Raw genomic sequence first — 13,558 nt, forward strand, 5'->3', positions numbered from 1 at the left:
TAAAAACAACATGCAGTGCGTCTTACGCATCTTGTCTTTATGCCAATATCTGAAATAGACATCGAAATATATCGTTTTTAAAGAGAGTCTGGCGCTGGATAGAATTTCCCTAAGCTTGTCACACAGGGAAACCTTTTATGTCGTTTGCAAAAATATCATGGGCCATGTTGGGATCTTTTACCGCGTTGGCTGTGTGCGTGCCCGCCGCGAACGCCACCAACGGCTATTTTGCCCACAGCTACGGCGCCCGGAGTAAAGCCTTGGCCGGGGCCAGTACCGGTTTTGCGCAGGATGCGATTGTCTCGGCGATAAACCCGGCGGGCCTAGCCTATGTGGGTGATCGTCTGGATTTGGAATTTGAATTATTCAGTCCGCATCGTGAATACCGCGTAAACGGCGGCGGCATGTTGGCGACCGGGTCGGTCGAAAGCGACAGCGAGTATTTTCCGGTGCCGACCCTGGGTTGGAGTTACAAATTGGATTCTGAGCAAACCCTTGGTGTAGCGATGTACGGCAATGGTGGGATGAACACCGATTACAAACCATTAGTTAACGGTAATGGCTTATTTACCGGCGCGAACGGCACGTTCGGCGCTGGCCGCACCGGTATCGATATGGCGCAAGCGTTTATCGTCGGCACCTACGCGCATTCGTTTGCTAAAGGCCGTTATGCGCTCGGAATATCGCCGATTTTTGCGGCGCAGACTTTCAAGGCCAGAGGCCTGAATACATTCGGTCAATTCGGTTTTTCCAGTGAACCGGATCATTTATCGGATCAGGGACGCGATTATTCTTTCGGTGCCGGCTTCCGGGTAGGCGGATTGGCCGAGTTAACGCCGGGTTTGCGATTGGGTGCGTCTTACAAAAGCCGCATCTATATGTCCAAGTTCGAACGCTACTCCGGCTTATTTGCCCAGGGCGGTGGTTTTGATATTCCGGACAGCTTTAATGTTGGATTGTCCTGGGATGTTAGCAAAGCGCTGACCGCCAATTTTGACGTCGAGCATATCCGCTACAGTGAAATTAAATCGGTCGGCAACACCTTTCAGGGCAATTTGCTGGGACACGCCGACGGCCGAGGTTTTGGCTGGAACGATATGACGATTTATAAAGCCGGGGTGCAGTGGCAGCAAAGCCCGGATTGGATTTGGCGCGGCGGCCTGAGTTATGGGCAGCAACCCATTGAAGGCTCCGAGGTGCTGTTCAATATTCTGGCGCCTGGGGTGCAGGAATGGCACTTGACCGGCGGCTTAAGTCACGCGCTTAGCAAACAAGACGAACTCAGTTTTGCGTTTATGTATTCGCCGCAGAAAACCATTACCGGCCCAAATCCATTGAGTCCGGGCCAATCCATCGATTTGTCGATGAGCCAGTTTTCGCTGCAATTTGGTTGGACTCGGCGGTTTTAATTCATTCAGGGCTCTCCTCCCTCTCAAGCGCCGTCAAGGCGCTTCTTTTTAAACGACTGTTACAACATATGCCGATGACTTTTCCCGCTGCTAACCGGATTGCCAATCTTAAACCGTCCGATATACGTCTGATGACCCGCGAGTGCGAACGCATCGGCGGGATCAATCTGGGTCAGGGCTTAGGCGATTTGCCGGCACCGGCCCTAGTGCGGGACGGTGCGATAAAGGCTATTCAAGACGGCCTCAATACCTACACTGCCTCGGAAGGTGTGCCGCCATTACGGCAGGCGATTGCCGCCAAGCTTAAGCGCGACAATGGTTTGGACGTCGATCCTGACAGTCAGATCGTGATTAGCGGCGGCACAACGGGGGCATTTGCAGCTACTTTGACGGCGCTATTAAACCCGGGCGACGGCATTTTGCTGATGGAGCCTTACTACGGCTACCATTTGAACACGATTTTGCTCAACGGCCTGGAGCCGCAGTTTTTAACCTTGGCGCCGCCGACTTTTGCGCTTGACGAAGCGGCGTTGCGTGCCGCCCTAAAACCCAATACCCGGGCAATCGTGGTTTGCACACCCAGTAATCCCAGCGGCAAACTCTTCAGTGCCGCCGAGTTGGCAATCATCGAGCGAGTAGCCGAGCAGCACAATTTGCTGGTTATTTCCGACGAAATCTACGAATACATCACCTACGACGGCGTGCCGCATATTTCCCCGGCCAGTGTCGGCAATCTGGCCAAGCGTACGGTCAGTATCATGGGCTTTTCCAAAACCTTTAGCATTACCGGTTGGCGGCTGGGTTATGCGGTCGCCGAACCGGCATTGGCACAGGCGATAAATTTGGTTAACGATTTACTCTATGTTTGTGCACCGTCGCCTTTGCAATACGGCGCGGCAGCCGGTTTGCAGGCGCCGCCGGACTATTTTCAGCAGCTCAGGGCGCAGTATCAACGCAAGCGCGACATCATTTGCGCCGGCTTGCATGCGGCTGGTTTGACGCCCTTAGTACCGCAAGGCGCCTACTACGTGTTAGCCGACATCGGCCACTTTGGGTATCCCACCGCCAAAGCCGCCGCATTAGCTATTCTGGAACAGACCGGTGTCGCCAGCATTCCGGGCGGTTCCTTTTATCAAAGCGCCGCCGGCGAGGGTTTGATTCGATTTTGCTTTGCTAAGGATGACGCGACCTTGCATGAAGCAGTTAAGCGTTTGAGTAACTTCCACCCTTGATCAATTTGCTAAAGGCTTTTAAGCAAAATAATGTGTGGCTTGTGCTTTCTGGTAGTTGTTTAAACAACAGGCAGTCAACAATTGCTGCGCGTGAGGCAGCAGTGTAGCGATGGCTAATTTGCTAAATACTATGTCAAACAAGCACTTGAAAGCTGGCACGCAAGTTGATTTATGAAAGGAATTAAGCATTTATCGAACACCATGTCCAAATCTACCGTTTCCCGACTCGCCAGCACCCGAATTCCCACGGCGTATGGCGACTTTCAACTCTGCTATTACAGCAACACCCTGGATAACAAAGAACATCTGGCGTTTGTGATGGGTAGCGTCAGCGATGCCGACAATGTCTTGGTGCGCATCCACTCCGAATGTTTTACCGGCGATGTGCTGGGTTCCAGACGTTGCGACTGTGGTGAACAACTGGATCGCTCGTTGCAATTGATCGCCAGCCAGGGTGCCGGCGTTTTAGTTTATCTGCGCCAGGAAGGCCGCGGTATCGGCCTGTTGCAAAAAATGCGCGCTTATAACTTGCAAGACCAAGGTTACGACACGGTGGACGCCAATTTGTTGCTGGGCCACGGTGCCGATGAACGAGATTACTCGTTGGCAGTCCGCATTCTGGAGGAGCTGGGTGTCAAGTCGATACGCCTGATGACCAACAATCCGTTAAAGATTCAAGCTTTGGAAAGCGAGGGCATGCTTGTCAAAGCTCGTATTCCTTTGGAAGCCGCGGTTAATGCCGACAATCAAGGCTATTTGCTGACTAAAGTTAGGCGTATGGATCATCTATTGTGGGTTAAACCTGCCGCTATCAGGGTAAGCGAGAGAGCCGCACATGCTTGTGAACCAGCAGATTGAGCGCTGGCTGATCGCCCAAACAGCGTTTTCCGAATCAGCGGAACGGCCGTTTGTCACGCTAAGTTATGCGCAAAGTTGGGATGGCAGCATTACCACGCGCGCCGGTGAAACCTTGGGCTTGAGCGGTTCCGAGTCGCGGCGTTTGACCCACCAACTCCGTAGTCTGCATGACGGCATCCTGGTTGGTATCGGCACGGTGCTGACCGATGACCCGCAATTAACGGTGCGCGAATGGGATGGGCACAACCCGCAACCCATCGTGCTGGATAGCGGTTTACGCACGCCGCCGACCGCTCGCCTCTGCCAACGCAAGGATAAAGACTGCTGGCTGCTAACCTGTTTAAAACCCGACGGGACATTCGGCGGCAACGCCGAAATCATCACTTTAGCCGGCGATGACGATGGGCGTGTTGACCTGTCGGCAGCCCTGCAACGACTTTGGGAAAAAGGCATCCGGACATTGATGGTGGAGGGCGGCAGTCAGGTCATCACCGCGTTTTTAAAAGCGCAATTGGCGGATGCCTTGGTATTGACCATTGCGCCGACTTTGGTCGGCGGTTACAAGGGCGTCGGCAATCTGGATTTAGGCTGTAAAAGCCAATTGCCGCAAATTCGTCCATTACATTCGCAAATGCTGGGACAAGATTTGATCATGTGGGGCAATCTGCATTACCGGGAGATGGCGGTAGCATGAGGGCCCGTCAGCTTTGGTTTATCAAGCCCGGAGAGGTTGAAATCCGCGAGCAGCGCTTGCCGCCGTTGCAGCCTGGGCAAATATTGGTGAAGAGTCTTTGCTCGGCGATAAGCGCCGGTACGGAAATGCTGGTTTACCGGGGACAATTGCCCACCGATATTGCGTTGGATGCCTCGCTGGCGGCCTTGCAGCAGCAAAACGCTTATCCCTTGCAATATGGTTATGCCTGCGTAGGCAACGTCGAACAAATCGGCGCTGGCGTCGATGCCTCTTGGTTAAATAAGCGCGTGTTTTCGTTTCAGCCGCACGCCAGTCATTTTATCGCTACACTGGATCAACTCATCGCGTTGCCGGATGATGTCGAACCCGAGGCGGCGGTGTTTTTAGCCAACATGGAAACGGCGGTCAATCTGATACTGGACGGCAGTCCGGGTTTAGGCGAACGAGTGACTGTTTTAGGGCAAGGCATCGTCGGCTTATTGCTATCCAGCTTACTGGCTCGTTTTCCCTTGGCGCAGTTGCTGGCTTTGGATGAAATCGGCAAACGCAGCAATTACGCCGAGTGGTTGGGTGTACACCGAACTTTCGACCCAAAGTCTGATAGGCAAATTGCCGAATTGAAAGATGCTTTACGATTGCCCGTGGAATTATCGGCAACACCGAACTCCGGCGCCGATCTGATCTACGAAGTCAGCGGCGCACCGGCAGCCTTGAATCTGGCTATCGACCTGTGCAGCTATTCCGGGCGCATCGTGATCGGCAGTTGGTACGGTAACAAATCCGCTTCCGTACAACTGGGTGGAGTGGCCCATCGCAATCGAATCAGATTCATTAGCAGCCAAGTCAGCAGTATTGCGCCGGAATTGACGGGGCGCTGGGATAAGGCCCGGCGTTTTCAACAGGCTTGGCGGATGATTCGGCAGGTGAAGCCGCAAGCACTGATCAGTCATCGCATTCCCATCGACCAAGCCGCAGACGTTTACCAGCTGCTGGATCAAGCGCCGGAACAAGTCTTACAAGCCGTTTTTATCTATTAATAGACCATAGCTTTAGCTAATCGCCGTGAATTTAGCCCCCTCTCCTCGTGGGAGAGGGCTGGGGTGAGGGGGATAAAACCCTAGTCTAACCTTCGCCTAAATGACATGTTAGTACCAGAGAAGGAACAAGGCATTGGCCGCCAGTAACAAAAATAGCCACCGAAACCCAAGGAAAACCAACATGTACAGCGTAGCCGTCAGCCGAGACTTTATCGCCAACCATTACTTAATCGGCGGCGATTGGGGCAGCGAAAACCAACCCCACGCCCATCATTACATCGCCGAAGTGCGTATCGACGGCGAGGAACTGGATCAGCACGGCTATCTGGTGGACATCGTTGCTATCGAAGCCGCGTTGGATGAAATAGTCGCCGGTTTTCGCGACCAAATGCTCAACGACAAACCGGAGTTTGCGGGCTTAAACCCCAGTATCGAGCACTTCAGCCGCATTATCTGCGAAAAAATCGCCGCAGCCATTAATCCACCGGGCACAGGCAGATTGCGGGTAAAACTCTGGGAAAACGCCACCTGTTGGGCGGCTTACCGCTTGGCGTTCTAAGCGCTAAACAACGTGCATGTCGGCTTGCTGATCGTTGGAGATATGGACAGCGTCAGCGGTGGCTATTTGTATAACCGCAAGTTGGTGGCTTACCTGCAAAGCCAAGGTGACCAGGTCAGCATTATCAGCTTGCCGCCGCATAATTATTGGCGGCTGTTGGCGGAAAATATTACCGGCGATTTGCTGGAGAAAATCGCCGCAGCCAAGCCGGATATTCTGATTCAAGACGCCATAGCGCATCCGGCCGTGTTTTATTTGAATCGGCGCATCAGTAAACAACTCGACATCCCGATAATTGCCCTGGTGCATCTGCTAGCCAGCATCGACCACTCGCCTTGGCACAGTGCCTGGCTCTATCGGATTATCGAGCGCCGCTATTTACAAACGGTGAACGGCATCATCGCCAACAGCCGGACCACGCTAAGCCAAATCCAACAGCTACTGGCCGGCGAATTACCTCCGCACTGTATTGCTGTGCCGGCCGGCGATAATTTTGCGGGCGTAAACATCGATCACACAGCCGTGTTAAACCGCGCGCTGGAGCCCGGACCGCTGAGAATATTGCTGGTAGGCAACGTCATCCGCCGCAAGGGTTTGCATGTGCTGCTCGAAGCCCTTAGCCAACTGCCTGCACCGGACTACCTGCTCAGAGTGGCCGGACGGCTGGATATGGAGCCGGGCTATGTCGCGTATATCAAAACCTTGATTCAAGATGCCGGATTGACCCAAAACATGTCCTTGCTCGGTTCCGTGCAAGGTGAAGCGTTGGCCGATTTGTACCGGCAACACCATCTATTAGTCATGCCGTCCGCTTACGAAAGCTATGGCATTGTCTATGTGGAATCTCAGCAATTCGGCTTGCCGGTGATCGGCACCATGGCGGGAGCTGCCTGGGAGATTATTCGTGAAGGAGATAACGGCTATTTGATCGAACCCGAAGGTCATGTCGCCTTAGGCAATTTGTTAAAAACCCTGCATCATGATCGGCAACTGCTGGCTCGATTGGGCGCTAACGCCCTGCAATTCTATGCCGACCATCCCAAATGGGAGACAAGTTGCGCCGGCATCCGCGCGTTTTTATCGGGTCAAGTAATCGGGCAAAACCGATAAACGCTCAGCCATTCGCCAACAATCGCGTGCGCCGGCTGGCAAGTCCCTGTCGAGCACAGCTATCGATGTAGTGGTGCAGCGCCACCTGCGCATTGGTTTTAGAGGAAAACGGCCCTTTGCGGCCTTCCCGAGTCAAAAAATACCAGGCGTGTAAGCCTGTACCAGGATTAACTACAGACAAAAATCGTTCCGTGCGAAACATAGACCACTCACTATCAAGGATTAAACAGGCGTGATGCCGATAATGTCGTATCACTATTTATGCCATGTTTATAAGCCTTGCCAAGTCTGGCCTTATTACACCGGATTAGAGAAAAATTGTTGCTGGAGATACTGATACTGTTGCTCGGGTGTATGGTAAACAATTTGGCGGGATGGCTCACAGGACTAAGCTAGGGCTAAACTCAATGGGCTTCGTAGGATGGGTAGAGCGAAGCGAAACCCATCGCTAACTTCAAACTTACGCTGAAAAAAATGACTGAATACCGTCGCCATCGTGTCCAGGGTGGCACTTACTTTTTTACGGTAAATCTGGCGGATAGAAGCCAAACACTACTGACGGATCATATTGAGATTTTGCGAGAATCCTTCCGTATGGTTAAACAAAAACATCCATTTACAATGGAAGCGATTGTAGTGTTGCCGGAACATCTGCACGCCATTTGGATATTACCCGATGGTGAAGATGATTTCAGTTTGCGCTGGCGACAAATCAAATCAGAATTTTCCAGGCATATTGAAATTGGTGAGAAAATTTCCCATAGCCGTATTCGTAAAAATGAAAGAGGAATCTGGCAAAGACGATTTTGGGAGCACCGAATAAAGGATGATAACGACTTTGCCAGACATGTGGATTACATTCATTTCAATCCAGTAAAACATGGTCACGTCACAACTGTCGCGGATTGGCCTTATTCATCGTTTCATCAGTATGTTAAGCGAGGGATTATTCCGGTTGATTGGGGCGGAGTAATGGGATTGGAAAATGATTTAAATTTGGAATAAGAATATTTATGAATTTTTACCTGATGGGTTTCGCTGGCGCTCTACCCATCCTACCGCTAAAAGAAAATTGGAAAGACAATGACAAATATAAATATTCAAAAATATAGTAGCCAAATTCAAGAAATGTCCTTGTGGGCTAAGAAGTTCACGAATTGGGATAAACTTCGCGCTATACAAAACAGCAAGATAATAAGTTCAACGTACGTATGGTTATTTGTTGTTCCACTTGTGGCAAAGTTATTGTCGAAAATAAATGAATCCATAAAAATAACTATCGACGGTAGTGTGTACGAATTTGTGATAGAGCTACCATTCTCCTGGGAGGTGTTCTTTTATTCGTCATTATGCTTTGTTATCGGTAATGTTATTTTTCTAGTTTTAGCTCCCGAGTTAATAAAAGATTTCAAAGATTATGGCGAGTACACTGGATCAAGAAGAAACATACATCATCTATCTAGGTATATGACAGAAAAATATAAGCTTCATCTAAATAATATTCGTGCTAAGGAGTTAGAAAGCTCTAAAGATTACGAAGATTTAAAGCGGCGTATTGGATTTAATGACAGTAGCAAAAATCAAAACCCTAAGGCAGAGGAAGATCAGTTCTGGTCGTTATACGACTATTTGAATATAGAATACCGTTATTTCAGATATATCTGCACTGCTTTTTATGCAATAGGTTTTGTGTTGTTTTCATGGGTGATTATAAGAAACATTTTTTGGGTACTAACTCATTAATTTGACTTATCAGGGCAGGGTGGAGAAATGCGAAACTCAACATGAAGACAGAACGAAGTGAATCGCATCACTCGCCACGGATGGGCTTCCTTTCGTCAGCCCACCCTCTCAAACCAACTTAATCCGCCGCAAAGCAATAAAAATAACCCGCGCCGCCGGTGCTGACCAGGTTTTCCTGGCTGCAGCCCTTGCTGTCGTGGGTGGAATTCCAGGAGACGTTGCCGCCGGTGGCGCCGCGGTTGGTGCGGTCGGAGTGGCCGACGCGAACGCTGCCTTCGCCGCTGCTGGTGTAGTTTTTACAGGTGTGGTCGGCAGCATCGGTGTAGGCGCGGCCGTCCGGTTTGGAGCCGGTGATTAGGTCGTGCTGGTTAGGTGTAGCGCCAACACCATTGATCTGCGCGCCTTTTTCGGTGAGGTTGGTGGTGCGATGCACGTTGTTGCCCAACTGGCCTAACTCCACGGTGTCGCCGTGCAGGTGTGCAACGTCGTTCGCGACAATCGCGCCGTTAGCGTTGGCCCAGGGGCCGTTGCCGATCCGGTCGCGGGCGTTGACGGCGGGTTGGTCGGCTGTGGCCTGGGTGCTCAAATAGGCGCGCCAGGTGCGGTTGCCGGCACCGACGTCGGTCGCCAGTTTCTGGCAATGCGCATCCGCGCCCGCCAGGCCGCCCAAATCCGCGCCTTTGCCGGAGCCAACACTGGTAACGAAAAAGCCTAGCGGTGGTTTGGGGGCGTCGCTGGGGGCTTGTTGAGCGAAGGCAGTGTTGGCGCTCAGAACGAGCAGGCCGGCAACAAAGCTAGTTTTTTTCATGCATTTTCTCTCTAGTTATGGGTTATCAAAACGGATTCCTTGAGCAAGGTTCCCGCTCCGAAAACAGCAGTAATCGTGCCGTATTTAATCGCCAGGAAATTCCGTTGTTGAACAGAGTTAATGCCCGCCAGCTGTTGCGATACAGACAGGGTTTGCTGGCTGACTGTCTTTAGAGAAGCACTTGGCTACCGACTTGCCTGTAACGCGCGCAAACAACCCAGGCCGCCGATGAGCATAATGGCATCGCGCAAACGCATTAACGCTATCAAGCCAACAGCTGTCTCGGCGGGCCAACTCAAATACTGAAACGCCCAAAACACCGCTGCTTCCAACGATCCGACGCCGCCCGGCAGCGGCAACAAAAACGACAGACGCATCGCCACCAACACCACCAGAAACGCCGAAACATCCAGGGCAAAGTCGAACACGCCGAGCAGCAGCCATAACTCCAATAGCAACCCGGCCCAGCCGCACAGAGAAAATATAAAGGCTTTGCATAAAACCGGCTTACCGGTAGTTACGGCAGCCTTTAAGTCACTACCCAGACGCTGCCAATGTGTTTCGATGTTTTGTAGGCGCGGATGATGCTGCCAACGCCGGGCCAGGCGCTTTAGCCAAGCCAATATCCGTTCCGGCTGCTTTAAAATAATCCAGCCAAATAGGGACAAGATCAGCAAGATAGCGATCAGACTTAGCAAGATTTCTCGCCAGTTGGCGACAGCGCCGGCCGGTGAAGCTAGCAGCAATAGCACGGCCAGAACCAAGATGCTGAAGTTGATCCACAGCTCATAAAATCTATCCAAGCCCAAACTCAGCAGCGCCCTGTGTAGCGGCAAATGGTAGCGCTTGTACAACCAGAAAATCTGCAAAGGCTCGCCGCCGAACTGCGGGCCGGGCGTGATGAAACTGACTGCTTGGCCGGCTTGGCGAATCAGCAATAACTGAGCAACACCAACCGGTAATTTCAGCAAATCACTGAGCACCCACCAACGCTGAGTCGCCATTAAGATAATGACCAGATTCAGACTTATCCAGCCTAGCCATTGGTTGAAAGAAAGTGTGCCAATAGTCAACGTGATAGTGGCGAGAGGCAATTGGCTAAACACCGCGCTAGCCAGCAGCAATCCAGGCAACCACAATAAAATCGGCAGCGCCTTAAACCAGTTCATCAGGCCCCGTCATAGCGTTGAATCCAGTCGTCGCCCCATCGCCACAGGCTATAACGGCCGGTGCCCAGCAGCAAAATCCAGCTGGCAGCGAAGATCAAACCATAAGACACAACTCGGTTGCTATCGTGCGGATAATGCCAACCCAAGGAGACGATCACGATCAAGGCTCCCAAGCGCCCGGCCAAGCCAAGCACAACCAGCGCAACGCCTAGCACCAGCAGTTTGTCCTCGGTGTCGATGGCATCCGGTATCAGCATAACCGCCAGCAACGGCACTAATAATCTCAGCCCTGGCTGAAAATACTGCGCGCTCCAATTTGCCAAGCACTCATAGTCCTGCTGCTTTAACCGACCGCACACCACCCACCAGTCCGCCGTAAATCCGAACAGCACCGGCAACATGAAGGCAATGCCGGCGATAGCGGTCAACTCGGGGTCAAGTAGCGGCCAGAGCGCCAAGGCAACAAACGCCATTTGAAAGCCCGCCAAAGTCCGACGCAAAGGATTTCCCGGCAAGTCGTATAAGGGCAAGCCCAGTAAACTACGTTGCTGCAAGCCCCAGCGATAAACATAGTAAGCCACGCTCAACAGCAGATAGGAGCCATGCAGTTTGCCCAAACCGATTGCCAATAGCGGTGCGATCACTAATCCCAGCGCATCGAAGCGAATGTCCAATTCATTACCCAACAGGCTCACCTGTTCGCTGCGGCGGGCCGCGAAGCCGTCCAACCTATCGAGGATAGCCGCCAGCGTGTAAAACAACGCCGGCAAGCATATAAATGTGACAAGAGTTTGCTGCATAAACAAAAAGCCGCCGGTCAGCGCGATGAATCCGCCGCGCAAGAGGGTTAAACGATTGCCCCAGCCGAGCCTGCCGTAAAGTGGCGCGTCCAAACTGGCGCGGTTCAACGGTAAACGCCGCCATGCGCATAGGCAGACATAAGCCCAGATTAGACTGGCGCGAAACAGCCAGAGGCCGGCAAGCTGGCAATCTTGGACAACGCTTAATACACCAAAACCGATTAGTAATACTCCCAAGCCCAATTGGGCGATTACGCGCAACTCCTGCTGCAGAAAATTTAAGGTGGCATTCTCGGTTGGTTGCATGTGTTTCCGTTACTGAGTCGGGTGACCGGTAAGCGCAAGCAGAAGCCGTGCCAATTTGGCGTTGTTTTTGCTTGCAAGCAGTATCAACCTTAAATATCTAACAGTACATTCGACTTAGCATGCCCGCCTCTGCAAACTTAAACTCACTTTATCGGCAACGATTTTGCCGGCCACATTTAACCGTCTTGCGGGAATATAGATGCTAGGCGATAACAGGATTTTTAATTCTCACCGGACTGATCACCTCGCAACCGGTTTGAATGGTTTTGCGGTGATTTATGTATTGACGGCGTTGCTTATTCCCAATCGCCTGAGCGCGATCTCGTTGGCGGCTTTTGCTTACCTGCCGTTGGAAGCGCTATTGCTTGGACTGGCGTTGCTGGTGCCGGGCCGGATCGGCTCACTGATTCGTCTGTGCGCTGCCGGTCTGCTGGCGACGGGGATCATTTTTAAAATGGCCGACCTCGCGGCATACCAGGTTTTTGATCGGCCGTTCAATCCGGTCCTGGATTCCCGCTTTCCGGCAGACGGCATGAATCTATTGCAAGGCGCCATTGGCCGGATTGGCGCCATCGTCGTCGCCGGTTTGCTCATCGCCTTGTTGCTGAGTATTTTTTGGCTGACCAACACCTTACTGCGCCGGCTACAAACGCTGTTGCAAAGTTCGGCGCAAATTAGCGGCACAGGTTTAATAGCCGGCCTTTTGGTGTGGAGCGCTTCCGCCTTCGCGGATTGGTCATACGCCGGCAAACCGTTTTACGACCTAATGGCCCAACACGTTGCCAGCATCCGTAGCGGCATGGCCGATCTGGAAAGTTTCAACAACATCGTCGATAGCGACCATTATGCCACCGTGCCGGACAACGCATTGTTCGAGAAATTGAAAGGCAAGGATGTGCTGGTGGTGTTCATCGAATCGTATGGCCGGACCGTGCTGGACAGGGCAGACTACGCCGCGCATATCCGGCCATTACTACAGCAAAGCAGCGCCGATCTGGCCACAAACGGTTTGTTGGCGCGTAGCGCTTACCTGACCTCGCCGACGTACGGCGGCATCAGCTGGTTGGCGCATGGCACCTTGATGTCCGGATTATGGATCAATAGCCAGACCCGCTACGACCGCTTGGTGATGAGCCAACGCCCGTCGTTGAATCGCCTGTTCCACCGGGCCGGCTGGCGCACTGTGGCGGTACAACCGGCACATACGATGGCCTGGCCACAAGGCGAATACTTCGGTTACGACCGCATCTATGCCGCACAGGATTTGGGCTACAAAGGCCAAACCTTCAACTGGATCACCATGCCGGACCAATACACGCTGTCGGCCCTGCAAGCCTTGGAGCGCAAACCCGGCGCTCGGCAACCGTTGATGGCCGAGCTGGCATTGATTTCGTCGCACGCCCCCTGGACGCCGTTGCCCGATCTGGTGGACTGGGACCAGGTCGGCGACGGCAGCATTTTCAATCAAGCCCGCGTCGGCGATACCCCGGAAGTGGTTTGGCAAAACACCGAGCGCATCCGTGAACAATATCGAAAATCCATCGAATATGCGCTGGCTAATATCGTCTCCTACGCGATTAAATATGGAGACGACAAGCTGGTACTGCTGGTGCTGGGAGATCACCAGCCGGCACCGTTTGTGACCGGCGAATCGGATAGCCATGACGTGCTGGTGCATCTGATTAGTCGCGACAGCAAGGTGATGGATGCAATAAAAGATTCGCAATGGACGGAGGGCATGCTGCCGTCAAGCGATGCGCCCGTGCTGGGCATGGATAAATTACGGGAGCGATTTATTGCGGCGTTTTCCCGGTAAATCTTGGTTCCTGGTTT

General features: G+C 52.4%; 14 protein-coding genes. 10 read left to right on the plus strand and 4 right to left on the minus strand.

The window, feature by feature from the left end:
• Positions 1-137: 137 nt before the first annotated feature.
• The 7 genes from JL719_RS10805 to JL719_RS10835 all read left to right on the plus strand — a co-directional run bounded on the left by JL719_RS10805 (position 138) and on the right by JL719_RS10835 (position 6,899).
• Positions 138-1,409: an OmpP1/FadL family transporter gene (locus JL719_RS10805; RefSeq protein ID WP_033156375.1), complete on the plus strand. Its 1,272-nt coding sequence runs from the start codon at positions 138-140 to the stop codon at positions 1,407-1,409.
• A 74-nt stretch (positions 1,410-1,483) separates the two neighbouring features.
• The gene (locus JL719_RS10810; RefSeq protein WP_033156475.1) at positions 1,484-2,641 is read left to right on the plus strand and encodes a pyridoxal phosphate-dependent aminotransferase; all 1,158 of its coding nucleotides are present in this window, start codon (positions 1,484-1,486) and stop codon (positions 2,639-2,641) included.
• A 201-nt stretch (positions 2,642-2,842) separates the two neighbouring features.
• Positions 2,843-3,499 (plus strand): GTP cyclohydrolase II, encoded by a 657-nt coding sequence (gene ribA, locus JL719_RS10815; protein WP_084153270.1) that lies wholly within the window; start codon positions 2,843-2,845, stop codon positions 3,497-3,499.
• Positions 3,477-4,193 (plus strand): RibD family protein, encoded by a 717-nt coding sequence (locus JL719_RS10820; RefSeq protein ID WP_033156374.1) that lies wholly within the window; start codon positions 3,477-3,479, stop codon positions 4,191-4,193. The genes ribA and JL719_RS10820 overlap by 23 nt, the downstream gene beginning before the upstream one ends.
• Entirely contained in the window at positions 4,190-5,230 is a 1,041-nt protein-coding gene (locus JL719_RS10825) for a zinc-binding dehydrogenase (RefSeq protein ID WP_033156373.1), read from the plus strand. The genes JL719_RS10820 and JL719_RS10825 overlap by 4 nt, the downstream gene beginning before the upstream one ends.
• Positions 5,231-5,411: 181 nt before the next feature.
• Positions 5,412-5,789, plus strand: a complete 378-nt coding sequence (locus JL719_RS10830; RefSeq protein WP_033156372.1) for a 6-pyruvoyl trahydropterin synthase family protein — start codon at positions 5,412-5,414, stop codon at positions 5,787-5,789.
• Between the two features lie 12 nt (positions 5,790-5,801).
• Positions 5,802-6,899: a glycosyltransferase family 4 protein gene (locus JL719_RS10835; protein WP_203531408.1), complete on the plus strand. Its 1,098-nt coding sequence runs from the start codon at positions 5,802-5,804 to the stop codon at positions 6,897-6,899.
• Between the two features lie 4 nt (positions 6,900-6,903).
• On the opposite strand, the gene JL719_RS24410 is transcribed toward JL719_RS10835, so the two are convergent.
• The gene (locus JL719_RS24410; protein WP_101052248.1) at positions 6,904-7,101 is read right to left on the minus strand and encodes a DUF6316 family protein; all 198 of its coding nucleotides are present in this window, start codon (positions 7,099-7,101) and stop codon (positions 6,904-6,906) included.
• A 272-nt stretch (positions 7,102-7,373) separates the two neighbouring features.
• Here JL719_RS24410 and JL719_RS10840 point away from each other — a divergent pair, with 272 nt between their 5' ends.
• Both JL719_RS10840 and JL719_RS10845 read left to right on the plus strand, forming a co-directional pair.
• Positions 7,374-7,904: an REP-associated tyrosine transposase gene (locus JL719_RS10840; protein ID WP_033156370.1), complete on the plus strand. Its 531-nt coding sequence runs from the start codon at positions 7,374-7,376 to the stop codon at positions 7,902-7,904.
• 78 nt (positions 7,905-7,982) lie between these two features.
• Positions 7,983-8,642, plus strand: coding sequence for a hypothetical protein (locus JL719_RS10845; RefSeq protein ID WP_033156369.1), 660 nt, complete (start codon positions 7,983-7,985; stop codon positions 8,640-8,642).
• Positions 8,643-8,760: 118 nt separating this feature from the next.
• Here the strand turns inward: JL719_RS10845 and JL719_RS10850 are convergent, their stop codons facing one another.
• The 3 genes from JL719_RS10850 to JL719_RS10860 form a co-directional block, all read right to left on the minus strand.
• Complete coding sequence (locus tag JL719_RS10850) at positions 8,761-9,450, minus strand: hypothetical protein (protein ID WP_033156368.1); 690 nt, start codon at positions 9,448-9,450, stop codon at positions 8,761-8,763.
• Between the two features lie 185 nt (positions 9,451-9,635).
• Positions 9,636-10,619, minus strand: a complete 984-nt coding sequence (locus JL719_RS10855; RefSeq protein ID WP_033156367.1) for a lysylphosphatidylglycerol synthase transmembrane domain-containing protein — start codon at positions 10,617-10,619, stop codon at positions 9,636-9,638.
• Positions 10,619-11,725: a CDP-alcohol phosphatidyltransferase family protein gene (locus JL719_RS10860; RefSeq protein ID WP_051669905.1), complete on the minus strand. Its 1,107-nt coding sequence runs from the start codon at positions 11,723-11,725 to the stop codon at positions 10,619-10,621. The genes JL719_RS10855 and JL719_RS10860 overlap by 1 nt, the downstream gene beginning before the upstream one ends.
• Positions 11,726-11,924: 199 nt before the next feature.
• Here JL719_RS10860 and JL719_RS10865 point away from each other — a divergent pair, with 199 nt between their 5' ends.
• Positions 11,925-13,541, plus strand: a complete 1,617-nt coding sequence (locus tag JL719_RS10865; protein WP_033156366.1) for a sulfatase-like hydrolase/transferase — start codon at positions 11,925-11,927, stop codon at positions 13,539-13,541.
• Positions 13,542-13,558 lie beyond the last annotated feature (17 nt).

The sequence above is a fragment of the Methylomonas sp. LW13 genome, assembly GCF_016865255.1.
Lineage (GTDB): Bacteria > Pseudomonadota > Gammaproteobacteria > Methylococcales > Methylomonadaceae > Methylomonas.

Bases quoted from the DNA above. Each gene is read 5' to 3' on its own strand.
- JL719_RS10855 (WP_033156367.1), bottom strand. From the start codon at position 10,619: ATGAACTGGTTTAAGGCGCTGCCGATTTTATTGTGGTTGCCTGGATTG.
- JL719_RS10830 (WP_033156372.1), top strand. From the start codon at position 5,412: ATGTACAGCGTAGCCGTCAGCCGAGACTTTATCGCCAACCATTACTTA.
- JL719_RS10805 (WP_033156375.1), top strand. From the start codon at position 138: ATGTCGTTTGCAAAAATATCATGGGCCATGTTGGGATCTTTTACCGCG.
- JL719_RS10820 (WP_033156374.1), top strand. From the start codon at position 3,477: ATGCTTGTGAACCAGCAGATTGAGCGCTGGCTGATCGCCCAAACAGCG.
- JL719_RS10845 (WP_033156369.1), top strand. From the start codon at position 7,983: ATGACAAATATAAATATTCAAAAATATAGTAGCCAAATTCAAGAAATG.
- JL719_RS10840 (WP_033156370.1), top strand. From the start codon at position 7,374: ATGACTGAATACCGTCGCCATCGTGTCCAGGGTGGCACTTACTTTTTT.
- JL719_RS24410 (WP_101052248.1), bottom strand. From the start codon at position 7,101: ATGTTTCGCACGGAACGATTTTTGTCTGTAGTTAATCCTGGTACAGGC.
- JL719_RS10825 (WP_033156373.1), top strand. From the start codon at position 4,190: ATGAGGGCCCGTCAGCTTTGGTTTATCAAGCCCGGAGAGGTTGAAATC.
- JL719_RS10865 (WP_033156366.1), top strand. From the start codon at position 11,925: ATGCTAGGCGATAACAGGATTTTTAATTCTCACCGGACTGATCACCTC.
- ribA (WP_084153270.1), top strand. From the start codon at position 2,843: ATGTCCAAATCTACCGTTTCCCGACTCGCCAGCACCCGAATTCCCACG.
- JL719_RS10860 (WP_051669905.1), bottom strand. From the start codon at position 11,725: ATGCAACCAACCGAGAATGCCACCTTAAATTTTCTGCAGCAGGAGTTG.
- JL719_RS10850 (WP_033156368.1), bottom strand. From the start codon at position 9,450: ATGAAAAAAACTAGCTTTGTTGCCGGCCTGCTCGTTCTGAGCGCCAAC.
- JL719_RS10810 (WP_033156475.1), top strand. From the start codon at position 1,484: ATGACTTTTCCCGCTGCTAACCGGATTGCCAATCTTAAACCGTCCGAT.